Origin of the sequence: Phytohabitans aurantiacus (assembly GCF_027923225.1) — a bacterium.
Classification (GTDB): Bacteria; Actinomycetota; Actinomycetes; order Mycobacteriales; family Micromonosporaceae; genus Phytohabitans; species Phytohabitans aurantiacus.
The window spans coordinates 1-24,819 of the sequence record NZ_BSDI01000040.1; the positions used below are offsets into that span (position 1 = coordinate 1).

The window sequence follows — 24,819 nt, forward strand, 5'->3', positions numbered from 1 at the left end:
CGCCGCGTAGTCCGGTCATAGCCTGACAGCGCGGCGGCTGCCCCTCGTTGATCTCTTTGGTCCACACAACCCAGGTGATCTACACCGGGGCGGCCGCCGTCACCTGTAGTGACACCCGTGGCCCTGACCACAGTGGACGATCAGACGTTCTGAATAGCGCTCAAGGATTGCCGTACAAGAACACGGCGGTCAGCAGGTCCCCGTGCCCGTTCCGTGAGTATTTCGGCACCGCCCTGACACGGCGTCGTTACTCCCCTCCCCCACGCCTGCCGCCCGCGAACGGCGGACGCGGCGGCGCAGCAGCACCGCGCCCGACACAGCAGCGCCGGCCGTCACGCCGGCCGCCGCCTCAAGCCCGCCGACCGCAATCCCGGATACGCCGGCCAGGACACCGGCGAGAACGAGCAGATGGACGGCACAGCACGCCACCATCGCCGCGCCGGCACCGGCGACGGCCGGCACGGAACCGCCCTCACGCCGGTTCATCGAACATCCCTATCGTTCATCGATTCGCCTTCGATGTCAGACGGCGCAGCAGGACAGGTCGGCAACATCGCGGGTAAACGCCTGCGCGGCGAGCTTCAAGCCTTCCGCAGCCGTCAGGTAGGGGGACCACATCTCGGCAACCTGCCGCACCGTCATGCCCGCCGCGAGGACATACACGCCGGCGGCAGCCAGTTCCCCGGCCGCTTCGGCCACGGCGTGTACGCCGAGCAAGCGGCCTGTGTCGGCGTCTACGACCAGTTTGACCATGCCTCGGGTGTCCCGATTGACCACTGCCCGCGGCATGTACTCCAGAGGCAGGACTCGGCAGTCGCAGTTGTACCCGGCCTCGACGGCTTGGGCCTCCGTCATTCCGGCGGCGGCGATGGCGGGGCTGGTGAAAATCACTCGCGGGAGGTGGGCGTAGTCCACGGTACGGCCGGCGCCGGTAAGGGCATTGCCAGCGGCGACATCGCCGTGGTGGGCGGCCACGTACACATACTGAGGCGCCCCGGTCACGTCGCCAGCTGCCCACACGCGCGGATTCGTCGTGCGCAATTCGTCGTCAACCACGATCTCACCCCACGCGCCGGTCGCCACACCGACCCGATCGAGGTTCAATCCGGCGGTGACCGGCCGTCGGCCCGTGGCCCCAAGGATTTCATCTGCCCGTACCTGTCCGGCGGGCAAGGCCACAACCACTTGGCCGTTGTCGCGCCACACCTTGGTAACCGGCGCACCGGTGTACACGGTGATGCCTTCATCGGCGAGGATCGACTCGATCGCCACTGAGGCCTCTGGTTCGTCGAACGGCGCCAGCCGGTCCAGCGCCTCGACGACCGTCACCTGCGTGCCCAGTCGGGCGAAGAGTTGCGCTTGCTCAAGACCGATCGCGTTGCCCCCGACCACCACCATCGATCCTGGCAACTGAGCCAGATCCATCGCGGTCGTGGACGTCAGATAGCCGGCCTCGGCGAGACCGTCAATGGATGGCGCGGTCGGCGCCGACCCGGTTGCGACCAGATACTGGCCAGCCTCGATGCGATGCACGCCGCCGCTGTCGAGCTGGACGTCCAGCACCGGGTCTCGTCGCGTGCCGGCGAACCGCGCCACTCCCGCGACTATCTCCCACCCGTACCGGCCAGCCAGATTGATGTACTTGTCCGACCGCATCCCCGCGACCAGGGCGTCCTTGCCGAAAACCAGCTCCTCGAACTCCACGCGGCCGACGCCGGCGCTGATGCCCGGAAACCGGTCGGCGGTGGCGGCAACCTGCCTGACGTGAGCTGCCGCGAGCAGCGCCTTCGACGGCACGCAGCCGGTGTTGACGCAGGTGCCACCGACTGTGCCGGCTTCGATCATTACCACCGAAGCGCCGTACCTGCGCGCGCTGATCGCTGCGGCGAATCCGGCGGCACCCGAACCCACGACCGCCAGGTCGTACCTCTTGGCCACCTCGCCCACACCTCCACAACCCATCCGGTCATCCGGATCAATCGCATCTGATGCTATCATGCGATCCTACGGATCGATACGGAGTGGAGGCGCGGGTATGGCCCAATTAGGCGAGGCACACCCGGTCGCGCTGCTACTACCCCACGACGACGAAGGCGTCGGCGTGGTGGCCAAGTTCTTCCGGGCTTTGGGCGACCCGACCCGGCTGCGGCTCCTCGAATACCTCCTACATGAGGAGCACACCGTGGGCGAGTGCGTGGAACACGTCGGGCTCGCGCAGAGCAGAGTCTCCACCCACCTGGCCTGCCTAGCCGACTGCGGCTACCTCACCGCCCGCCGATCCGGACGGCGAACCTTCTATCGGGTCACCGACCCCAGAGTCGGCGAGCTCGTCAGCCTCACCCGCGCCCTCGCCGCCGACAACGCCGCAGCCGTGGCCGACTGTGTCCGCATCGCCCCGCAGCCGGGACTGTAGAAACAAGGGCTCAGCGCAGAAACGTAGGCGGTTGCTCCTAAGTGGCCGACATCTACACCAACCCCACTGCCCCTATGACAAAGTCCGACCGGCGCGACGACGCCGAGCGATCCGCCGCCGTACTAGCTCGCCGCAGGCTCGTGCACGGCTAGCAGGGCGGCGAGCTGGGTCATTAGGCCGGGGCGGGCTCGGTAGTGGACCCAGGTGCCGCGGCGTTCGGCCTCGACGAGGCCGGCGTCGCGGAGGGTCTTGAGGTGGTGCGAAATCGTGGGGCCGCTGAGAGTGAAGGAAGGGGTGAGGTCGCAAACGCAGATCTCGCCGCTTGGCGCTGAGGCGATCATCGACATCAGCTGGAGCCGGACCGGGTCGCCGAGTGCCTTGAACGCCGGGGCGAGCACCGCGGCGGTCTCGGCGGGGATGCGTTGCTCGCTGAGCGGCTGGCAGCAGACCGCGCCGGCGGAGAGGTCGGTCACGGCGAGAGCAGTCTGTTTAGACATGTGCCTAGGTTGACAGATTTCGAAACAGAGTGCAACGCTAGTTAGAAGAACATCAAGACAGCCCGGGGCTCGGGCCATGCTTCGCGGTATACCAACAGCCGAATCGATCAGACACAGGACGACACCGTACGCGCGTACGTGTCGTTGACGTGTCACGATCGTCGACAGTGGACGCTGTGTCGACCACAACGCGCGTAACCGAGTAAAGGGGCCGTCTCGCGAGCTCGCACCACAACCACCACGGGACATAAGACCTGCTCAGACCACATCTGCACCGATCTCCACGACCCCGGTGTGAGGCGGCCCGGACCCGTTCGCTAACGGCCGAGCCACCGATCACAACGGCATCCAGCAGCGAAAACGCGCCAACCGTATGGCCGTACGGGCAAAATCAAGTGTCAGGACACGATCAGCACATCCACGTCCATCAAACAAAAATGCCAGCTGAGCTGGCATTTTACAAAGTCGGGACGGCCGGATTCGAACCGACGACCCCTTGACCCCCAGGGGCGTGGGAACGGTTCCACTATGGAGTGTTGCCTCGTGTCGGCCTATGCCTTCACATCCAATTGACCTCCTCATATTAACACCGCTGTGTGCTGACCGGTGTGGTGTCATGCTTCCGAGTCCACCTGGAGTCGATCTCCGCTGTGAGCGGATTGTTAGCGCGCTCCGGTCAAGTGTCCTTCGTGTTGGTGGGTCCACACTGGACCCGCAAACACCGAAAACGAAACGCAGCATGCCGAATGGTTGCCCTACCGGGTTCGGGCAGCGACGCACCCAGCGTGAACGGGGCACACTCCAGATCCAGCGCTGCGATACGCCGGGGTCGCGCTCCCAAACACTCGACGAAATGCGGGACAGCACCCTCCGGAACCGGGACACGTCCCGGACCGGGACACCGACTGATCGGCACCCGTCCCGGCATGTCCCGGTCTCGGCTTGCGCATGTCGTGTGGCGGGGCAGCACGATCGGGACGTCGCGCCACGATCGCACGCACCAGTTGGCTGATCCCCTACTCCCTGGTCAGGCCGCTCGTACGAGCGTGTGCTTGACCGTTTGCGGATTCACTTGGACTGCCGCGCCGCCGGTTGCCGCTAGGCACGGCTTGCCGTCCGGGGTGGTCAGTGTCGTGAGAGCGACGTTTTTTAGCGTGACGACAAGCGTGGTACCGTCGAGCACGATCGGCAGCTCCGGGATCTGGGTGACCGGCTGCGGGGGCAGCTTGGCGACCTCGCCGCGGACGGCCGCGATGATCAGCGGCGCCATGCCGTTGACGATGGTCTCGAGGAGGTTGTCGAGGATCGCCGGCACGCCCTTGAAGTCGAGGTCGAAGCTGATGGCGTCGATGCTGTCCAGATCGACCGTCACCTCGTTGGCGGCGTTGACCGCTGCCGTCGCGTGTACCGTCGGTCGGGCGACGCCGGTCGCGCTGAATGAGGTGAGGTTCTTCGCCCAGAAGTGCACGTCCACGTCGACCCGGGCTGCGCCGTGCAGTTGGCCTTTCTGGCCGGGCACAAGCTCGATTGAGATTTCCGAGATCCGGGCACGGAAGTCGGCCTTCAGCGTGATCGAGAAAAGGAAGAAGTCGAACCGCTTCTCCCAGTGACCGGTGATCTCCTGTCCGGCCGTGGCCTCGTTGAGGAGGCCATTGAGGACCTTTGGCAGGACCGCAACAAAGACTGTGCCGTCGGGCCATCCGCCGGCCAGCGGAGCCGGATCCGGCTGCTCGGGTAGCACGGAGGTGGTGGCGAGCAGGCGGCCGTCGCCAGTGGCGACGACGGGCGATGCGACCTGCAGGTTACCCAGGCCGATCGGCGGGATCTGAATGGGAAACAGGAAGTTCTGCTCGATCAGCCGGATCAGCTCCGGCCCCAGACCGCGGTTGACGATCTCGGCCAGATCGGGGTTGTCCGGTATGTTGATTGTCAGGGTGACGAGGTCCGGCGTCATGACGCCGCCGGACACCACGATCAGCTGCAGACCTGCACGTACGGATGCCTCGATCTGGGTCGGCTCGGGGTCGCCGGCGTAGTGGACGACGGCAACCAACCGATCCACGGTCAGCTCGAACGACGCGCGCGACTCGGCCGCCGCCCCGGCTACGATGTCCTGGTCGGTGAGCCCGGCGAGCTGCCGTAGCTGCTCCTCGCGGTGTTGCCGCACCAGCGCCGAGGGGCGTAGCGCGACAACCGGAGCCGACGCGATGTCGTACTCGATCGCGGTCACGGTAAGTGGCGGCAGGGAGACGGGCACGGTTCCCTTGAGCAGGCGGTCGTGGGCGGCGTCGTACACGGTCCGGACGAACTCGTTCAAAGCGAGTTCGTCCGTACCGAGCACCGCGTCGTAGTTAGCCATGGGTCCTCCTCAGTTGTCGTACTCACGATTGCCGCGAGTCGGTATTCACGATTCACTCCGGTCGCTGTGGAGCGCTTCCGGGGATTCCCTGGCTGGCCCTCGCTAATGGGCGCGACGCATCAACGGGGCACAACGCGGTCGATGATGCTGGGACAGAAAGTGAAGGCGGCCTCCAGGGCGATCGTGACGAAGACGTTGCCCTTGGCGCTGCGCAATCTTCCCGCCAGCCAGCCGGTCAGGCCCTCGTTGAGACCGGTGCAGATGGCGCTGAAAGTAGCCCGCAGAGCACCAGAGCGTTCAGCCGGCGGAGCCGGCGGCCGAGGTGTCGCCACGGTTTGGTTGCCTGCGGTGAACCTGAGAAACTGGCCGCTTGTCCAGTCCAGTTGGGCCGGCTGGTAGCGGCATGTCCGGCGAATGAGGCTAATCAGCTGGTTGAGTGCTGGCAGCGCGCTGAGGTCCGCACCCGGGATCGTGGCGAACAGGCGGCCCAACGAGTGGCGGACGCCGATGTTGCACCAGTCGGACAGGAAGTGCTCGATCGCGGCCGGCGTGACGCCCCAGGCCGGGTTCACGGCGGTCAACTGCCGCGCCACCGACTGGATGCAGCAGGCAAGGTCAGGCAATTCCACATCGAACTGCCGGAGCTGATCGGAACTGAGCACTGACATGTCCGCCTCGCCACCCCGTGTCGCGTCGGCGAGCAGGGCGTCCGCCCAGGCCGCATCGGAGGTGTCGGGAACCGGCTGATGTGGCGTCGGCAGCCTGCCCTGAGCTGTCCGCGGAACGACCGGCGAAGACCCTTCGTGCGGAGTGTCGGATGAGCAGCCTCCAGCGAGGAGCACAGTGAGCACCACAATTAGCAACAGAGTCCGAGGGGTTCTCATGATGCCGTCCTTCGCGGTCATTTCGGCGGGATGAGCTTGCGCGCGAGATAGGTGACGATCGCCTGCAGCACGGATTTCGCGGCTGACAGCCCGAGTGCGATCCAGTACTCCCTGGTCCACTGCAGATCGGTGAGGCTGGTACTCAGCACGAGCACGACGGCGACTGCGACGTCCAGGAACAGACCGAAGAAGAACGCGCGCGTCCCCCGTTGTCGGGCGTCGGCCTCGTTCGACTTGGGCGGAAAAGTGGTCATGATGAACCTCCGAAAGTGGTCGGTGTCCCTCACGGTCACTTGCGGACCGCACCCGCCGCTTCGGGGCTACCCCTGGCATCTCAGCCGTCGAGGACCACCGGCAGGCTCGTGAAGCCGCGCAAGGTCGGACTCGGTCGCCGCGTCGCCTCCCCCGCAAGGCGAGCCTTGGGAAAGCGCGCGAGGAATCGCCTGAGCAGGACTATCGCCAACTGCTGGGCCAACGCGGCGCCGAGACAGTAGTGCGGGCCTGCTCCAAAGCTCAAGGCGTCGCGGTCCGTGCGGGCGGGATCGAACCGGTCCGGCGCCGGGAATCGCTGCGGGTCACGGTTCGCCGACCCCAGCACCAGCGTGATGTCCGCTCCCGCCGGAACCGTCACCTCGCCAATGCGGCAAGTGCGGCTGGCGACACGCTCGGTGAGCTGCACTGGAGAGTCCCAGCGCAGCGTCTCGGCGATGAGTGCCGCCGGATCGGCTGACCTGTGCTCGCCGCGCAGCACCGCATGAAGGGCGTTGCCGATCAGGCCCGAAGTGGTCTCGTTGCCTGCGGCGAACAGCAGCAGTAACGCGTCGTGGGCCTCGCCGGTCCGAAGCCTGCCGATCCGGGCCGCTGCGGCCAGCGTGGAGGCCACATCGCCACGCGGGTGCTCGGATCGCTCCTCGATCAGTTCGGAGAAGTAGCTCCCGAGGCGATCCGCGGCCTGGTCGGCGCGGTCGCGTACCGCTGGCGCCAAGAGCGGGTCCAGTACCGCGACCAGGTTGTCGACTGTTGAGGCCAGCCACCGCCGGTCCGCTTGCGGCACTCCGAGGAGATCGCTGATCACCGTCAGCGGCACAGGCGTCGCGACGACGGTCTGCAGATCGACCACCGAGCCGACGGCGCCGCGCTGGGCGAGCGTGTCGAGCGCACGATCGACGACCGATTCGAGGTTCGGGCTAACCGGCAGCGCGTCGCGAAGGATCCGCCGCAGGCGGGCATGATCGGGCGGATTGCGCCGTAGCAGCGAGTTGTAGAGGAACACCGCCGCTGAGTGTTCACGCCAGCCGGGCTCGCGAACGTCCAGCCAGGCTGGGTCCGGTGTCCGGATGTCAGGGTCGCGCAGCACGGCGGCGCAGTCGCGATGGCGTAGGACGAAAAAGGTGTCCAGCCGCAGGTCGTAGAGCACCGGAGTGATCTCGCGCAGTCGCCGGTACCTCGCGTACGGGTCGTCCTGGCCGGCGGCGGTGAACCATCGTTCCGCCGCCGCCGTGCCGTCATCGGCGGTTCCGGGCATTGACTCAGGCGGCGGCGTCGCGCCGCACCAGCCTCGCGGTCGCCTCGGTCAGCGGGTCCGGGGGTTGCGGCAGCCGCTGCAGCACGTCCCCGATGACTCCGATGGCCCGCTCGGCGATGTCGCGATCGAGGTCGCCCAGCCGGACCAAGGTACCCAGGGCGATCTGGAACCACGTGCCGCAGAAGTGCGCCGTGGGTGGGAAGAGCGTCACGCAAGCGTGATCATCGCAGTTGACCCGTACGACCTGCAGATGCGTGAGGTGGTTACCGAGCCGGTGTGGGTCCCCGGCGCTCGGTGACCACGTGGCCATAACGAGGTAGCACCCCGGCGGCACCTCGAACTCCGCGTGGCCACAGTGGGTCTCGATGTTGGTGTAAGGCGTTGGCTCACGACCGTCGCGGCACCAGGTCAGGAACTCGCCGTCGCACGTGAGTACGTGCACGAACCACTGGTGTTGAAGGTCGATTTTGCAGGGGTCCCCGACCTCGGTAACCCACACGTTCATGGTTGCTGTTCCCACGGTTCCTCCAGGCGTATCCGATGCGATCTGCTCACATGGCATCGGATACGCCTAGCCAGCCGCGTCCGGAGAAACCCTTGGAAACCCGGCCTGGCGCGCGCCGAAAGCCGACAGCGATCAATTGATGACCGTCGGTACCTTGATGTCGTGCTCTTCGGGCGAACGGACGAGACGCACCGGATCGACGAGCTGCTGACCGCAGCACGTCAGGGACATAGCGGCGTCCTCGTTCTACGCGGCGAGGCTGGGATCGGCAAGACAGCCCTGCTGGAGTACGCGATCGGCGCCGCGCCTGACATGCGAATCTGCTCGATCCGAGGCTGGGAACCCGAACGCGAGCTGGCGTTTGCAGGCCTGGCACAGTTTGTGCTGCCGCATCGCCACCGGCTCGACGATCTGCCGCCCGCGCAGTCGCGCGCGTTGCGCGGGGCGGTAGCACTCGGCCCGGCCGAGTCGGCCGATCGTTTCTCTGTGTACGTCGCGACGCTCGGCCTGCTGGGTCTGCTGGCCGAGAACGCACCGGTGTTACTGACAGTCGACGACGCGCATGTACTCGATGCCCCGTCGGCGGAGGCGCTCGCTTTCAGCTGCCGCCGATTGGTGGCGGAGGGAATCGTGGTGCTGGTCGCAAGCCGTCTTCCGGAGTCGGCCGCGCCCAGCGCCGGTGCGCTGCTGTCGCTGCCACTCACCCGGCTCGACGAGGATGCCGCGGCCCGGCTCGTGGCGCAGCGAAGTGGTCTACGGCCGCACCGCGACCTGGTCCGACAGCTTGTGCGCGGCACCGGGGGCAACCCCATGGCATTGCTGGAAACACTTAATCACCTGTCGCCGGCGCAGCTGACTGGGCGGCAACCGGCGCCCGGACTCGTCCCGGCTGGAACGACGGCGGCGTTGCTCTTCGAGCGCCGTGTGGCGACGCTCGGCGCACCCGCTCGTGCGGCGTTGCTGCTTCTCGCCGCCAGTTCCTCGGCCCGGCTCAGCGCCGCGCTCGAAGCTGCGGAGATCATGCAGATCCCCCGAGATGCCTTTGATGAGCTGGAGGCCGAGCGGCTGGTGACCTTCGACGGTCCGCTGGCGCGCTTCAGCCATCCGCTGATCGCGACGGCCGCGCTCTCCGCCGCCGGCCCGGGGCAACGGCGTGCCGCCCATCGGGTGCTGGCGGCGGTACTGATCTCGCCGGACCAGGCCGACGAACGCGCCATGCACCTGGCCGAGGCGACGCTCGGCACGAACGAGAAGGTCGCCGACGCCCTCGAGCAGGTGGCTGGCGTCTCCCGGGCTCGCAGTGGGTACGCGGCCGCAGTATCCGCGTTGGAACGCGCCGCGGCACTAAGCGAGGACGACTCCTCGCGGGCCCGGCGGTTGTATCTCGCCGCCGCTGACGCGCAGCTTGCCGGGCTCAACGCCCGGGCTCGCGAGATGCTTATCGCTGCCGATGGCCTCGCCCGCGACGTGCGGATGCGGGTCGCCGTCGCGGCCGGTCGCAGTCGCGTCGAGGCGTTCAGCGGCCACCCGGCGCTCGCCCATCGCATCCTGCGGGAGGCGGCGACGTCACTGCGCGACGAAGAACCGGTGCGCCGTGCTGAGCTGCTGACCGACTCGGCGATGGCCGCCCTCCTCGCGGGTGACTCCCGGGCGGCGATGGCCGCCGCCGAGGAGGCGGAGCGGATACCCGCCGACCCGTCCGCTAGTACGAGATTGGTGACCCGGCTGGTGCGCGGCATCACGCTGATGCATCTCGGCCGGCACCGGGACGGCGTGCTGATGCTGAGCGGTTGCGCCGCCCTGGCGCGGCGTACCGGGCCAGACCGTCCGCCGATCGAATACATGCTGCTCGGTGCCGCGGCGATGTCCTGGACCGGTCAGCACAAGATCGGCCGGGACATGGCGTTGCCACTTGTCGACGAGTTGCGAGGCGGCGGCGCGCTGGGCCTGCTGCCGTTCGGCCTCTATGCGCTCGGTTCGGCCGAGGTGCGCGCCGGCCGGATCGGCGCGGCCCAGGCAGCGGCCACCGAGGCCGTTGAACTGGCTGAAGCCACAGGCGATGTGCTGTGGCGCTACCTGGGCCTGAGCCTGCTTACCCTCGTCGAGGCGATTCGTGGCGACGTCGACGCCTGCCGCGAGCACGGCCGTACCGCGCTGGAACTGCGCCAGGAACACAGCGACTATCCGCGCGACGCCAATGAGGCCGTCGCGCTGCTCGAGCTGAGTCTCGGCCGCTACACCGAGGCAATCGAATGCCTGCGCCAAGGCGTACAGCATCTCCACCCGGACGCGTCGCCCGACCTCGTGGACAGCAATCGCGACATGATCGAGGCGTACCTACGCAGCGGCCGGGAGCTCACCGGAGCGATGCGCCAGGTGATAGCGGATCATCTCGGCCCGGCCAACCTCGCGATCGACGTCGCCGTCGCGAGGCGACTGCGCGGGCTGGCCGCGGCAGCGACGAACATCGACGAATGCTTCGAGAGCGCACTGAAGGAACACGTCGCGGCCGCGATTCCGTTCGAGACCGCGCGCACCCACCTCGCATACGGTGAACGGCTGCGGCGAGCCGGCCGCCGCGTCGACGCACGGATCCAGCTCCGGCTGGCGCTCGAGATGTTCGAGCGGCTAGGCGCCACGGTCTGGTCCGAGCGGACACGGCAGGAACTCACCGCGACCGGGGAGAGCATTCGCACCCGGCCGACCGCCCTGCCGCTGGAGAGGCTCACCGCTCAGGAGTACCAGGTGGCCCGGGCCGTAGCCCACGGCGCGACCAACCGCGAGGCTGCCTCGGCACTGTTCCTCAGCACCAAGACCATCGAGTTCCACCTTGGCAACGTGTACCGCAAGCTCAGCGTGCGGACCCGCACCGAACTCGCCGTCCAGCATCCGGAGTTGAGCGCCGGATGACCGGCCCTGGGGAGCTCCCGGAAGCGAGCGCCTTCGCGACTCCCCGACGCTGGAGGGACCAGTGCGCCCGGAGGAGGTTGCGATGCCGACGTCCAACAACAGACCCGATCCGCCGGCCACGAGCCTGTTCGGCCTCGCCGACACCCATGTGCATTTCCGGGCCGATCTGGGCTTCGGCGGCCGGGGAGTCGTCGGCGCAGCTGTGCCGGACGATCCGGGCGGTGGTCCCGACACCGCACTCCCCCATTGCACGAGGGCGCACGGACCCTGGGGACTATTGCCGACGCTGGATGGCATCGGGCATCGCGTGGGCGGCTTTCCCGAGTTCGACGGCTGGCCGTTGCACACCACGCAGGCACACCAGCAGGCGTACGTGGACTGGATCCGTCGCGCTGTCGATGGCGGCCTGCGCCTCGCTGTCTGCCTGGCGGTCAACAACGCTCTGGCAGCCCGCCGGGCCGGATGGCCGTTCGGTCCGCGACCGGGGTCCGACGACATGTCCGCCGTTGACCGGCAGTTGGCCGGCATGCGGCAACTGGTTCGCTACGTCGACGAGCAGTGCGGCGGACCGGGACAGGGATGGATCGAGATCGCCACCGACCCGGCACACGCCCGACGCATCGTGACATCCGGCCGACTCGCGCTGGTACCTGGGGTCGAGGTGCCCGCACTCGGTAACTGGTACACGCCCGCGCAACTCGAGCAGCAGGCCGCCCGCCAGGGCTGTCGGCCCGAGGACCTGATCTCCGCGCTTGTCCAAGACCTCTACGACCGGGGCGTGCGACATGTCTTCCCCATGCACACCTTGCATAACGCGTTCGGGGCGCCGGCCGTGTTCGCTCGCACCTACGACGCGGCGAACTATGTCCTGACCGGGCGCAGCTTCGTCGTCGAGGAGGCACCGCAACAGCTCGGCATCGCCTACCGGATCGACGAGGACGAGTTCGACGGCGGCGGAATCGCCGAGCGCTTCGCGTACCGCGGATGGCGCGGCCTGCTGAGCCGTGGCGGCACGCCCCGGCCGACCAACTGGGCCGCGACCCCCGGCGGCCACATCAACGCCGAGGGCCTCACCGACCATGGTCGGGTCCTCGTCCGCGAACTGATGCGCCGCGGCATAGTCATCGATATCGACCACATGGGGCACAAGACGATGGATGCCGCACTCACGCAGTGCGAGCGGCATGCCTATCCGGTCGTCTCCGGCCACAGCACGCCTCGCGAGATGCGGCACGGATGGAGGCCTTCGCTGCCCGATCCCGCAGCGACCTATTCACGTACGCGCAACGCCGCCGATTTCGGCACCGCCAACACGCGGATGCTCGCCACGGAGAACAACCGCTCGCCCGATCAACTCAAGCGCATTCTGCGGCTGGGCGGGCTGGTCTCGGTATTTCTTTACCAGCGAGACGTACGTACCGTCCCCGGCGCGGTCGCTAACGATAGCGCCGGCTCGGCACGTTCCTTCGCTCAGGTGCTGCACTACGTGCACGGCGTGATGCACGGGCGGGTCGCGCTGGGCAGCGACGTCAACGGGGTGGGTCAATTGCCCGGGCCGAGATTCGGGCCCAACGGCTCGGCAGGCATCCGGGGCCGCGCAGACCAGGTAGTCCGCCGGGCTCTGGGACGTGCACTGCGGCGCGCAGAGGTCTTCAACCAAGAGGCCGGGGTACGTTACGCGACCCCGCCACTGGACTACCGTGCGCCACGCTTCCTCTCCGGCGATGGACCGCCGATGACCGCGGTGGAACAACAGTTCTGGGAAGCCATCATGATCTGGCGGGTCGGTTTCGCACCCGAATCGGCCGACCACCCGCCCTGGTGGCGTCGGCTGCCCAGCGTCCGCAACCGGATCGTCAACCTGGCCTATGGACTGCGCGCCAGCCACCGCGACGAGTTGCCCATCCCGGTCCCCTATCGGTGGCCGTCCCAGCCGTGGCCGCTGTTCCGCACCGTCCACTGGATCCAACTCGTCGCCTTCCTCGCCCGGCATGGCGAGGCGCTCCGCGCCGACGATCCGGCGCCAGTCTGCAAGCTGACGCCGGTGCTAGCCGAGGTCTGGAACCACTGGGCGGCCATGGAGAGCGGCCCCCGCCCGCTCCCATGGATGCAACACCGGTTCGGCCCCACCGGCTCGGGTCTCTACACGGCCGACGGCGCCATGAGCCGATCGGTCGCGGGGCGCCGGGACTTCGACGTCAACATCGACGGCGTCGCGCACTACGGCCTGTTGCCCGACTTTCTGCAGGACCTGCGCAACATCGGCGCCCCGGAGGCGGAGGCCGACGCGCTCTACCGGGGCGCCGAGCACTACATCCGGATGTGGGAGCGGTGCCTCCAGCAGGCCCCTGACGGTGAGGAGTAAGAGCCATGCACGACCGATGGGAGATCGTCGAGAACGAGCACGGCCATCCACTGCTCGCCGACATCCTGATGATTCACGTGGCGCTGCTGCCATCGGGAAAGGTGCTCGGCTTCGCCGCCTCACAACACGACGAGCATCACCCCAAAGACGATTACTACAGCGTCCTGTGGGATCCCGCTCAACCGCACAAGATAACCAAGCAAAAGGCGCCTGCGGCGGACATGTTCTGCGCCGGCCATTGCCTGTTGCCCGACGGCAACGTCTTGGTCGCGGGCGGCACTGCGAACTATGACCGCGAGAAGGGCAATCCCCACCGGCCGTACCACTTCACCGGCATCGACAACTGCTTCATCTTCGACTGGCGCACCGAAACCTGGTCCCCCGTGGCATCCATGTACTACGAACGCTGGTACCCGACGCTACTGCCCCTCGCCGACGGGCGAGTCCTGGCTGCCAGCGGGCACGGCGGCCCTGACCTGCCCAGCCACGAGGTGTTGGAGACGGAGATCTATGACCCTGACGCAGATCGTTGGGAACCGGCGCGGCAAACCGTGCCGCCGCTCGAAGACACAGGGCACTTCTGGTTCATCGTGAATCTTCAGCCCATGGTTTACTATTCACGCCTGCACAACCTTGACGACGGCACCGTCTTCTCCTCAACGGCCCTGCAGGTGCGCAAGAAGCGGCGCACACGGATCCTCGATCCGGTGAGCAACCGGCTGACCACCGCCGGGCCCGCCCCGTGCGGCATGTTGGTGCCCTTCATGTCACACGTCTATTCGAGATCCAACTTCACATCTGTACTCCTGCCCCTGCGACCGCCGGATTACGCGCAGAGCGTCCTGATCGCCGGTGGCCGCACCGCACGCCGCTTCGACCTCGACGCTCCCAAGCGCAAGTGGCGGCGGGCCGGGCAGCGCCGGCCCTACAAGATGCGGGCGTACACCACCGGCCTGCTCCTGCCGGACGGCTCGACGATCCTCATCGGCGGCGGCAAATCGGAGAAGGTGCCGCGTTGGTACTGGCCGTGGCGCGAGGTCGGCGGCTACGACCGCGACGCGAACCCGGTGCCAGAGCGCTACCTCCCAGACAGCGATACTTGGGTCCCCGGGAACCCACCGGCCGACTATCCGCCGATCCCCCGCATGTACCACATGAGCGCTGTGGTGCTGCCGAGCGGCCAGGTGCTGGTATGTGGGTCCAATCACGACAGCCAGCGCAACAGCGGCGGCAGCCGGTCCGACCACGGCCATCATGGGCAGGACGCCCGGGAATTGCGTCTGGAGCTCTACTCCCCGCCCTACATGTTCGACAGTGCGGGGAACGAGTTGGACCGGATCAAGATAGAGCTGTCGTCGGACACCATCGGGTACGGCAAAGAACTTGGCCTGGTCTCGGCGCAGGCCGGGCGCATCCACCGAGTGACCATGCTGCGCTGCGCCTCGGTGACTCACGGGTACAGCTCGGATCAGCGCCTGATCGAGCTGGCCATCACCGGCCGTACCGCCGGTCAGGTCACCGTGCGAACCTCGCCCAGCCGGCAGATCGGCGTTCCCGGTTACTACCTTGTGTTCGCCCTCGACGCGGCGGGTGTCCCGAGCGTCGGCCAGTACCTACACGTCAATTGAGCGCGCTGCACTACATCTTCCTGGCGCAGGGCGCCTGCTTCGCCACCCTGGTCAGCAGGATCCCAGCGATGCGCGACCGGTTCGCCATCGACGACCTCCGCCTCGGCGTCGTCCTGGCCGTCGTGCCGTTGATCGCGGGCGTTGGTAGCCTCGCAGCGGACCGACTAGCCCCACGCTTCTGCGTCGTGCGCCTGCTACGGATCGCCACGCCGGTCACCTGCGCGTGCCTGGCCGCTATCGGAACCGTGTACAGCCTCGCCGTGCTGTTAATGGTGCTCGCGCTGTTCGGATTGGCACTCGGTGTGGTGGACGCGACCATGAACGCCCACGGGGTCGCGGTGCAGGAGTCCGCCGGCCGGGCGATGATGTCGGGACTCCACGCCGCGTACAGCCTCGGTGGCATCCTCGGCTCGGTCGCCGCCGCGGCGGCGACCGGCGTACCGCTTGCGATTTTCTTCGGCGTGGTCGGTGCCGTTGCCTGTGTGGGATGCCTGGCGATGGGCACGCGTCTCAAGCCGGCGTCGCGTCCGCCGACCGACCGTTCATCGCCCGATCCACCCGGAGTGTGGCGACGGACGGCCATCATCGGCGCGGCGATGCTGGCTCTGTTCATTGTGGACTCGGCTGTGTCCAACTGGGGCGCCACGTATCTGCGCGCCGTCCTGTCCGCACCCGAGCACCTCGCCGCGCTCACCTACGGCGGGTTCGCCGGAGCCGCCCTACTGGGCCGTGCCATCGGTGATGGCGCCGTGGAACGATTCGGCGGCACTCGTGTCGTCGGCGGCGGCGGGCTACTCGGGGCCGCGGGACTGCTGCTGGTGATCAGCGCCGGCACGCCTGCCACGGGCCTGGCCGGCTTCGCTGTCGCCGGGTTCGGCCTGTCCGTGATCGCCCCGCAGGCATTCGTCGCAGCCGCCCGAGCGGTCCCTCAACGCCCCGGCACGGCGATCGCCCGGGTCAACGTGTGCGTGTATGCGGGCTTCGTACTCGGCGCACCCCTGATCGGCGCGATCTCCGCCCTAGCCTCGCTTAGGACGGCGTTCGCCGGCGCCCTCGTGCTCGTCATCGCGCTCACCGTGGCAGCGCCGCAGCTCGGTAGTGCCGGCCCTGGGGATCCGACCGAAAGGCCAGCCGACACCGACGGCGAATCGTAGGGCGCAAGCGGATCCGCCAGAACGCGCAGAAGGTACCTGTACCGACCATGCTCGAACGCGCCTGAGTCCGGCGCAGGGCCCGCTCGCCAACCCTGGGGAGATCCCGGAATCGGCTGACCGGCTCTCCGCCTGACGATGGCCAGAACGAGCGGGCCGGAAGTCCCAGTTCGCGCGCGCCCGGCCCGCACCGGTACCGCGTGGCTCTCGAAGCGAGGTAGCAAAAATGCGAACCAGAGTGTGGATCAGTCTTCTCGCCGCGATGACGACGCTCCTCGGCGGTTGCGGCGCAAGGGTTGACGTCGGTGCGGAGACCCGAAGACTGCTCGACGACGCCATCACCAAGCTGACAAACCAGTCCGGTGACTGGCGTCAGGTGATGGAGACAACGGTCCAGAAGTTGCCGAAAGATGCCCAGTCACTGGTCCGAACGGAGCTTAACGATCTGTTGAGCCGCAGCATCTCCGCAGCCGGCTCCGAAATCCGGTGCGTGATCGACTTCGTCGGGCAGCGAGCGCTGCACGGCCTCATCCGACTGCGAGCCCAACTGCTCGGCCAGGAAGCCCCGCTGATCCGTCCCACATTCTGCAGCGGGACGCCGGACAACATCCCGATGGCCGACTTCAACGCCAATCCCAGCCGCTTCCCGTCGATCCAGGTACACGGCTACGACCTCGACACCCAGCCCGAGATGCAGGTCTTGCTAACCGACAATGACGGCACAGTCAGCGACGTGACCAGGAGCCCCTCCGGCACGAGTCGGCTGAGCCACCAGGGCCACTACAAGATCGTGATCAGCCTCGGTGCTAACGGCGTGCGACTCTCAGCCACGAGCCAGCAAATATCCATCGTATGGAACGGCGGCGAGCGGAAGTGGGAGATCCCCGTCTCCCAGCCAAACAACCCCCCATGTCGGATCCGCGATGTCTTCCTGGACAGCATCGGCATCAAGGAAGTGCGCGCCAGCCTGGACACCGGCGATCCCGAGTTCGGCGTCAACCGGCCGCTGGTGAGCGCGGGCGCGAACCTCACCAATCGGGGCTCGCACGTCGACGCCGAGGTCTGGATCCAGGCCACGGAGGCCAACAACGGCGATACAGCGGGATCAGGGCGGTCCATCTTCACAATCCACTCCGCGCCCACCGGATGGCGGGTGCACCGCATAGTGACACCGAGCTCGGACACGATCGACACCTACCGCGACACGACATGGGAGGTAGACGAACGGCTAAGGCCGGGGAACGGACCGGTATCGCTGTTCCAGCTATGGGGCGACACCCATGGGTGGGACGTCGAGCCGGAGCGCCAGGACGGGACCCGGGTGGTGGCGCATTTCCGTCGCGTGCATCTGGAGGAGATTCAGGCTACCGACTGCACGTAGGGAACGCATGTCCTGGCATCTGGGTAGCCGGCAGCCGGTAGCTGTCCCGAGGTGTCGAATCACGTACTTTGACCTACCTGCCGCGCGACCATGTGATAACCCTTCTCCATCAGGTAGCTCGCTCGCCTCCGAGGGGTGCCGACCAGATGGGCCTGGTCCCGCTCGTGTGGTGGAGCACCGCGAACGGCTCGCCGCGCGAGCGCGCGGATCGGGGCACTGCTGTCCGATCTCGGTGTCCCGCATCCCGTCAACCCCGTGTTGCGCGACGTTCGAGATGAGCAGGACGGCGTCATTGCTGGTGAGCGTGAGCGGGCCGGCTTGGTGTTCATGGTGGCGGCGTCCTGCTCATGCTGTCACTGATGGTGGTCGATGCCGGCATCCGGTTGAGCGCACAGTGGTGCCCGGACGTGACGTTGTTGATCAGTCAGCGGGCACCGGGGTCAGGAGCCGTCCGCCGGTCAACCCGGCGACGAGGGTCCATGCGTCGGTAGCCACACCGAGCCGGTGCCGGTAGGCGTACACGGCCGCGGCGAGGGCATTCACCGCGTCGCCGAGGACGGTGGGCTGTGGATGCAGGTCGGCGACCAGTTCCGGGCACAGGCGGGCGAGGTGCGTGACCGCTATGCGGCGCAGCCACTCGGCGTGATCGCCGCGGACCCGCCGCAGCCAGCGGCGCACGGTGGCGGCCGGACGGTCCAGGTCAGCGGCGATGCCTCGGTGTCCCCGACCGGTGGCGTTGGCTGCCAGTGCGGCTCCGACGACCTCGGCGGCGTCGCCACAGCGGGGCAGGCACCAGGCTGGCAGTAGCACCTGGGTGGTATGGCAGGACGAGCAGCGGGTCCGTCGGGGCCGCACCGGCTCGCTGGTGCCGTCCAGGCGGCGGACCGTCCGGACCGGAGCCCACGCCCAGGGGCGTAGCACGCCACCGCAGTGGGGGCAGGCCAGCCGGCCGCCGGCGAGGTCGCGGGCGGCCTGGTCGACGTCCAACACCATGATCACGGCCGGTGGCTCCGGGCATGAGAGTGAGCATTGACCTAACGGGCCGGCCAGCCAAGGGGTCACGTCGCGTTGCTACACCGTCGCCGGCATCGTCCACTTCAGACGGTTTCGATCGATCGGGCTCGCCGTCACGATGAGCACGACGGGTTCCCGCGTTCGCAGCACCCGGTTCGTGTTGGACCGGTTCCTGTTCACCGTGTCGCCGCGCCGGAGGTCCATCGGCGTACCCGGTTATCCACGGAACGTGCTCACCGGCAGTGTCGCTCGGTCCTCATCCACAGAGTCGCCGAACACCCCGAGCCGGCACCGCCCAGCACTGGCCCGCCGACGCGGGATCCCTACGCCCCGCACCACCATGGAGGTCACGCTCCGGGTAGACGATGTGGACGTCGACGCACCGTCGGTCGACTCGCTACCCGACGAGACGAACGTCACGGTGCTCAGCCAGACCAGCGGCACCACCGTGACCGGCACATACGGCACCAGCGCCATCTGGGACCGCATCGGCCCCAGCCGGTACGTCGCCGACGGCTACCTGCACACCGGATACGACGGCTACATCCCCGGGCTGCCGCGCGGCTGAGCCTCGGGAGCCGGGTAGGCCGCACCCACCCACCCACCCACCCGGCCCCGGACCGTACCGCAGCACGAGACTCTGCCGACCGACCGTCACGTGGTTCAGTCGCGTGGATCGAGGAAGAGGCCGCTGGCGTCAATTGCCTGTCGCTCAAGCGTTGGCGTCCTGCGCATAGCCGACCTTTTGCTCGACGATCACCTGGCAGAGATATGGACGGCCCAGCTCCTCACCGCAGGGCTGCGGTCGAGGATACAAATAGCCTATTTCGGACAGATGTTGACGTACGGTAACTCCGCAGCGTATCGCCGCCAGTCTTGGACACTCAAGCTGCCGCGCGCGACCTGGCAAGCACGGTCGACCGGGTTGGCCGCGATATTCGCCAGCTCCGTGATGTCCCAGAGCAGCGCGTCACCGTCTGCACTTCCGGTCAGCGCAATACCCCCGTTTCCTAGGAGCATCGCGGAGAGCACCGGCCCGAGATGACCGGCCAGCGGCGTGAGCAGCTGCGGGCGGCTTGGGTCGATGAGGTTCCAGACCTTGACGACGCCGTCCCCGCCGGCGGTCAGCGCCAATCGGCCATTAGCGCTGAGGGCAACGGCCTGGACCGGCTCCTTGTGGCCGCCAAGCGCGGGCTGCTGATACGGATGGGCGGGGTCACCAATGTCCCACATCTCCGCGAGAAGGCGTGTGTCCCGACTGATCAGAACGGTGTCGTTCGCCGGGTTGAACGCCACCGAAGTGATCTTGCCAGAACCCGGTACGGTGCCGATGGATCGCGGGCGGGCCGGGTCCGCCACCTCCCAGATCCTCGCCGTACCGCCATCGGCAGTCAGCAGGTAGGTGCTGCCGGTGGCAGCGGTGCGTCGGATCGCTACGCGCGTGGCGTGGCCGTTCGCGGGGATGCCGCCGAGCCGAAGGGGTCTATTCGGTTTTGACACGTCCCACAAACCGACCTCGACATCTCCTGATAGCACCAGGATGTCGCGGTCCGGGCTGAACGCCGCAGCGTACACCGACTGATTTCGGTCTCTGATGGGGTCGAACGACCGTGGCGCGGCGGGGTCGGACACGTCCCAGAGCACCGGGTCGGCGTTCTGACTACCGACAAGAGCCAGGGTGCCCTTGGCGTTGAGCGCGAACGCCTTCACCGGAGCCCGCCCGCGGCCGTTGAGGCTGCCCAGCCGGCGTGGCCGGTGGAGGTTGGCGAGGCCCCACACCACGGCCTCGCCCTCGGCGTCGAGGGTGAAGGCACCGCCCGCCGATGGCGTACCGGCTACAGCCACGACGTCACTGCGTTCCTTGGCCTGGAAGACCTTGGCGCCTGCAAGGGGTCGCACCGTGAAGTCTTGGTGGGCGAGGTTCCATAGGATCGTCCGACCGTCCCGTCCTACCGTCATTGCCAAGGCACCATCCGGGCTCAGCGCCGTGCCCACGATCGCATCGGTGTGCCCGTCGAAGACAGCTCTGGGCCGGTACTCGCCCAGCCCAGCGTTGTAGCTGAATTGCCACACCGTCGCGATGCCGCTCGGGCTGCCGCTGATGGCCGTGCGCCCACCTGGCGTCATCGAAATCGATCCCACCGGTTCCTTCCTTCCCACCGGCGCCAGTTCGTACGTCCTCTTCGGCTTCAGGCGGTTGTCCATCGCCAACATCACCGCCTTGTCTTCGGTCCGTACGAGCGCGATCTCGTCTCGATCTCGCTTGGCGTGCGCCATTTCCTGGTACGCCATACCCGGATCGGGTCCGCGCAGGAGGGCGGGGCTGTGCCGCGCGATCAGCTCCCACACCGCGGTGCCGCGGTCTGTGCCCACATAGAGTGTGTGGTCGTCCGCACCAAGCGCCAGCCACGAGATCGTCGGCGCGAGCCGCGACGTCTTCTGGACGGTGATCCGACCATCCTGCGCGGTCCAGATGGTGGCCATCCCGTCCTGCCACGCGATGACCCCCGACCGTCCACCGCTGAAGAAGGCTGCGGCGCGCGGTGCGATGTGGGGACGGTCCAGAGCCGTCGCGTCCACTCCCTGGAGGGCGTTGGACGGATCCCAGAGTTCGATGGTCCCGTCGGCATGGCCTGCCATGACGAAGCCGCCATCCCGGCCCGCTTCTGTAAACACCGATGCAGTCTTCGACGAAGCCAGCACTTTAGGGCGCGCGCGGTCCCGGACGTTCCAGAGCCTCACGCCGGATGGACCGCCCGCCACGGCGACGTCGTTGCCCAGAGCCACCGTCTCTACGCCTCCCTCGTCGTCGAGCACCGTGGAATCCTCCCGCACGGTGAGGGCGGTGAGGAGGCTGGCCTTCGTGGTCGGCCCGTCGTTGACCGCTACCGCCGCGATCGCCAATTTCAACGCGGTCATCGGTTGGCTCTCGCGCAGTGATTCCGCCGCCATGAGCATCTCGGTCGCGATGTTCTTCCTCTGCTCGCGCTTTTGCTCCTCTCGCGCGGCCGTGGACTCCGTGCCAAGGCGATCCAGCTTCTGCTCCACGACGGCGCCACCGGCTACGAGCAGTAGCGCGCCCGCTCCGGCCATGATGCGGGTGGCCAACCACCGCTTGGCCTTTCGCCGGGCCTGGCTGATATTGCCGACGAAGCTCATCTTCAGCCCATCGGGCTTCGTCCGGCACGCGTCCCGGTTGGGCAGGGGGGCGACCACTCGCCAGTTGTTCCGGTGGGCCGCCTCGAGCTTCCGGTCCAGACCGCCGACGGCTCCGACGGAGCCGTCGGCCCCGACCGTGCCGGTAATCGCACTGCGCGAGCGCACCACGTGTACCCGGGACCATCCGCGCAAGGACTCACACAGGGCGACCGCGAACGCTGCCCCCAGCGAGTCGCCTTCGATCCGCCATTGCCTCTCGCCCTCCACTGAGGTAACCGACCACAGCACGCACGGCGGGTCGGCGCGGCCACGCGTCGCATACGTCCATGCCGCGGTCAACGCGTCGACGAAACCCCGATCCGCTTGGAAGAAGGTCATCGTCCTGGGATCCGGATAGAGGCCTGACGGGCCGCCGGGCAGCACGGACACGCGTAGTGTGCCGGTCTTGCCCATGGGCTCTTCTCCTCGGTGATCGAAGAGGACCCGTACCTGGCGCACGCATCTTTCCGTCACAGGCAGGCCAGCCAGCATCGCCGCTTGGAGGGCCAGGAAGGCGCGGGTGTGGTCACCGGCGGAGCGATCGATCATGCTAAGCACATCGCGAAGCCCAGGATGGGAACATCTGGACAACATCCGCTGGGCGCTGGGCGTCACCGGCATTCGGGGCAGCGGGTTCGCGGCCGACCAGTGGGTCAGCGCACGTGCAAGTGGCGCGGAGCGATCGTCCGGCGGTAGGCCGATGAGCGCCGCCCCTACACCGGCGAGGACGCGTGCGGCCTGTACCGCCGCCTCGCCGCGGCCGGCAAGGGCTCCGAACGTCGCGCGGTCCTTTCCCTCGTACCACTCCAGGAGCCGATCCGACCGTGTGGCGACGGCCTCGACGCAGACGCGCCACCAGAGCTGCTGATCGACGAGCCGATCGGCGAGCCCACGGGGGGTAATCCCATTACTCCCGTGGTCCTCGCTCTCCATCCGGTGCACGGTGTCGTCGAGTTCCACCATGGCTGAGGGCTCCGTTGCGGATCCCGGGGAGCGACGTCCTTTAAGAAGGGTCATCGGCGCGTCTCGTTCGTGATGGTGTCCTCGATCGTTGCCCGTTGTGCCCGTGGGGCCAGTGCGGCGACGGCCAACCAGGCCTCCGCCGTACCGTCCGACTCCGCCGCGCGTATCGACGGGGGAATAAGCGCATCCCATGCGGGCAGGTCCATAACGTCGACGTCGGGAGCGCAGTGCCAAGGTGCCTCAGGATCGAAGCCAGCTAGCGGCAGGTACGACGAGGCATAGCGGAGTGTCCCCTGTCGGAGCGGCACGAGTAGCACTGTTGTGTCGCCGTCACGGCGGCTGTACTCGAGGATCGTCAGACCCACGCCCGACGGCGGCCGAGCCATGACCTCAACCCCGTAGGCGTTGCCCTTGCGGAAAAGTACATAGCCTCCGCGGCCGCCGGGCCCAACCACGTGCAGCACGTCCCTATGACCGTGGAGCGAGTGGGCCAGGCTGATCCCCTGCCGGTCAGGGAGCGGGAGCCCGACAGTCGGCGAGGTGAGCCGGGGTTGGACCGGCCGATCGGGTGCGCTCAGCCGCCATCGCCCCGCGGGAACGCTCGTGAACGTGGCATGGCCAGACGCGCCGAATATGGACAGGTAATGGTGGCTTTCGTCGACGCAGAGGCTTACCGTGTCGCCGTCGAGGCGCCCGCTTGACGACGTGCCGTCCGAAATCGATATTTCGACGTCGAGGCGGCCATCGGCGCGGGCCAGTGCGCTGGTGCTCACCTTGAGGCCGGCGACGGGGATAACGGCATGCATCGACGTCGCGCCGAAGCCGCGATCGGCGAGGCCATCCGCGGCTTGGGCGAGGATCCGTCGCAGAGCCCCCCGATTTCTCCCACGGGACGGCGGCCGGCGCGGCACCGTCGGCGGTGACAGCGAATCGGCCGGTGTGGCCACGACTAGCGGGGCGCGGGGAAGGCGGATTCGAGGCGGTCCCTCCCCCGGGGCGAGCGGGTCGTCGTCGGGTGTCCGCGGGTCGAGCGGGTAGCTGGTGAGCGCGCCTTCGAGGAGGGTGCCGGCGTACGCGTTCCAGCGCGCCGCCGTTTCGGGCATCCGCGCCGCCTCCGGCAGGCGGTCGAGGAGCGCTGCCAGCAGGTGTACGCCTTCCGCGACCACAGGCGGCCCGAGAGTGGCAGCGCGCCGCACGGCCGGCACCACTGCGGCCGCGTGGTACCCGTGATCCCGAGCCACCTGCGCCGCGCCGAGTACCGCAACGTCGGCTGACGCGGGGTAGTTGTCTTCGAGCGCGGAGATCCAGGCCCGTGCCCGCCCGTCCCGTAGACGGAGAAGGTGATACCCGACCACGATGTCCAGCAGTGGTCGGCTGCCATCCGGCACCGCGAGGCCGGCGGGCCCTTCTCCCACGACTGCCGCGAGCGCCACATTGTCGCCGAGCCAGAGATAGCCCAGCAGCGTCGCCTCGGTGCTCGGTGCGATGTTGACGTCGAGGTGATCGGCGCCGTGGCGGACGGAATGGGTCAGTCGCAGCGGCAGCCAGTCGGGCACGACCGTGAGAATGCTCGTCGTGCTGTCAGCGCCGAACTGGAGGGCGGTGCCGTGCCCGCCGGTGCCGGCCTGGGTCAGTTCGACGCTGCCTCCGGCGGGAACCTCCAGCGAAACGGGCTGTTCCGGCTTCCATGTCGCGTTCGCTATTCGCCACCACCGCGTCCACACCTGAACACGTTCAGCCGCTATGGCTGCCTCCGGTGGCTGCCGTCTCAGCCGGATCAAGGCAGGGGCGCCACCTTTTGGTACGTCCAGCACGACGCTGATCGGCTCGCCGGAGGGAAACCGTCCCCGGACGAAGTAGCGGCCCGGCTCCAGAGGCACCTCGGTGACCTCGCCTACCCGCACGCTCGCCCAGGCCACGGTGCCGAGGCCGACGTCCGACACCTCGACTGCGGCGGCCACCGCACCGGCGGGCAGGTCACTGCCGTCGTACGTTATACCCGTGGCGGTCATCGTCGATCCCTTCT

The 24,819-nt window shown here is 67.9% G+C and carries 18 protein-coding genes; 7 read left to right on the top strand and 11 right to left on the bottom strand.

Annotated elements, in window-relative coordinates; all coding sequences use genetic code 11:
• Nucleotides 1-189: 189 nt before the first annotated feature.
• Both QMG73_RS31455 and merA read right to left on the bottom strand, forming a co-directional pair.
• Nucleotides 190-486: a hypothetical protein gene (locus QMG73_RS31455; RefSeq protein WP_281901718.1), complete on the bottom strand. Its 297-nt coding sequence runs from the start codon at nt 484-486 to the stop codon at nt 190-192.
• A gap of 36 nt (nt 487-522) precedes the next feature.
• Nucleotides 523-1,947 carry a mercury(II) reductase gene (merA, locus tag QMG73_RS31460; protein ID WP_456107257.1) on the bottom strand — a complete coding sequence of 475 codons (1,425 nt, stop codon included), beginning with the start codon at nt 1,945-1,947 and terminating at the stop codon, nt 523-525.
• Between the two features lie 88 nt (nt 1,948-2,035).
• Between merA and QMG73_RS31465 the strand changes: the two genes are divergently transcribed.
• Nucleotides 2,036-2,413, top strand: a complete 378-nt coding sequence (locus QMG73_RS31465; RefSeq protein ID WP_281901720.1) for an ArsR/SmtB family transcription factor — start codon at nt 2,036-2,038, stop codon at nt 2,411-2,413.
• 122 nt (nt 2,414-2,535) lie between these two features.
• Here the strand turns inward: QMG73_RS31465 and QMG73_RS31470 are convergent, their stop codons facing one another.
• From QMG73_RS31470 to QMG73_RS31495, 6 genes are all read right to left on the bottom strand, one after another.
• Nucleotides 2,536-2,910 carry an ArsR/SmtB family transcription factor gene (locus QMG73_RS31470; protein ID WP_281901722.1) on the bottom strand — a complete coding sequence of 125 codons (375 nt, stop codon included), beginning with the start codon at nt 2,908-2,910 and terminating at the stop codon, nt 2,536-2,538.
• Between the two features lie 1,027 nt (nt 2,911-3,937).
• Nucleotides 3,938-5,269 carry a hypothetical protein gene (locus tag QMG73_RS31475; protein ID WP_281901724.1) on the bottom strand — a complete coding sequence of 444 codons (1,332 nt, stop codon included), beginning with the start codon at nt 5,267-5,269 and terminating at the stop codon, nt 3,938-3,940.
• Between the two features lie 119 nt (nt 5,270-5,388).
• Nucleotides 5,389-6,174 (bottom strand): hypothetical protein, encoded by a 786-nt coding sequence (locus tag QMG73_RS31480; RefSeq protein ID WP_281901725.1) that lies wholly within the window; start codon nt 6,172-6,174, stop codon nt 5,389-5,391.
• A complete protein-coding gene (locus tag QMG73_RS31485) occupies nt 6,171-6,407 on the bottom strand; it encodes a hypothetical protein (protein ID WP_281901727.1) in 237 nt (78 codons plus the stop codon). The genes QMG73_RS31480 and QMG73_RS31485 overlap by 4 nt, the downstream gene beginning before the upstream one ends.
• A gap of 80 nt (nt 6,408-6,487) precedes the next feature.
• Nucleotides 6,488-7,570 carry a cytochrome P450 gene (locus QMG73_RS31490; protein ID WP_281901729.1) on the bottom strand — a complete coding sequence of 361 codons (1,083 nt, stop codon included), beginning with the start codon at nt 7,568-7,570 and terminating at the stop codon, nt 6,488-6,490.
• A 112-nt stretch (nt 7,571-7,682) separates the two neighbouring features.
• A complete protein-coding gene (locus tag QMG73_RS31495) occupies nt 7,683-8,120 on the bottom strand; it encodes a hypothetical protein (RefSeq protein ID WP_281901730.1) in 438 nt (145 codons plus the stop codon).
• Between QMG73_RS31495 and QMG73_RS31500 the strand changes: the two genes are divergently transcribed.
• The 5 genes from QMG73_RS31500 (at nt 8,115) to QMG73_RS31520 (ending at nt 17,618) form a co-directional block, all read left to right on the top strand.
• On the top strand, nt 8,115-11,093 hold the full coding sequence (locus QMG73_RS31500) for a helix-turn-helix transcriptional regulator (RefSeq protein WP_281901732.1): 2,979 nt from the start codon (nt 8,115-8,117) through the stop codon (nt 11,091-11,093). The two genes, QMG73_RS31495 and QMG73_RS31500, sit on opposite strands and share 6 nt — an antisense overlap.
• 82 nt (nt 11,094-11,175) lie before the next feature.
• Complete coding sequence (locus QMG73_RS31505) at nt 11,176-13,458, top strand: membrane dipeptidase (protein WP_281901733.1); 2,283 nt, start codon at nt 11,176-11,178, stop codon at nt 13,456-13,458.
• A gap of 77 nt (nt 13,459-13,535) precedes the next feature.
• A complete protein-coding gene (locus QMG73_RS31510; protein ID WP_281901735.1) occupies nt 13,536-15,086 on the top strand; it encodes a glyoxal oxidase in 1,551 nt (516 codons plus the stop codon).
• Nucleotides 15,083-16,240 carry an MFS transporter gene (locus QMG73_RS31515; RefSeq protein WP_281901736.1) on the top strand — a complete coding sequence of 386 codons (1,158 nt, stop codon included), beginning with the start codon at nt 15,083-15,085 and terminating at the stop codon, nt 16,238-16,240. The genes QMG73_RS31510 and QMG73_RS31515 overlap by 4 nt, the downstream gene beginning before the upstream one ends.
• Nucleotides 16,241-16,463: 223 nt before the next feature.
• Nucleotides 16,464-17,618: a hypothetical protein gene (locus tag QMG73_RS31520; protein ID WP_281901738.1), complete on the top strand. Its 1,155-nt coding sequence runs from the start codon at nt 16,464-16,466 to the stop codon at nt 17,616-17,618.
• 420 nt (nt 17,619-18,038) lie between these two features.
• Here the strand turns inward: QMG73_RS31520 and QMG73_RS31525 are convergent, their stop codons facing one another.
• Complete coding sequence (locus QMG73_RS31525) at nt 18,039-18,611, bottom strand: DUF6431 domain-containing protein (protein WP_281901935.1); 573 nt, start codon at nt 18,609-18,611, stop codon at nt 18,039-18,041.
• Between the two features lie 178 nt (nt 18,612-18,789).
• Between QMG73_RS31525 and QMG73_RS31530 the strand changes: the two genes are divergently transcribed.
• Entirely contained in the window at nt 18,790-19,200 is a 411-nt protein-coding gene (locus tag QMG73_RS31530; RefSeq protein ID WP_281901740.1) for a hypothetical protein, read from the top strand.
• A gap of 254 nt (nt 19,201-19,454) precedes the next feature.
• Here QMG73_RS31530 and QMG73_RS31535 read toward each other — a convergent pair whose 3' ends face one another.
• Nucleotides 19,455-22,793 (bottom strand): S16 family serine protease, encoded by a 3,339-nt coding sequence (locus QMG73_RS31535; protein ID WP_281901741.1) that lies wholly within the window; start codon nt 22,791-22,793, stop codon nt 19,455-19,457.
• Between the two features lie 50 nt (nt 22,794-22,843).
• The gene (locus QMG73_RS31540) at nt 22,844-24,805 is read right to left on the bottom strand and encodes a serine/threonine-protein kinase (RefSeq protein WP_281901743.1); all 1,962 of its coding nucleotides are present in this window, start codon (nt 24,803-24,805) and stop codon (nt 22,844-22,846) included.
• Between the last annotated feature and the right edge of the window lie 14 nt (nt 24,806-24,819).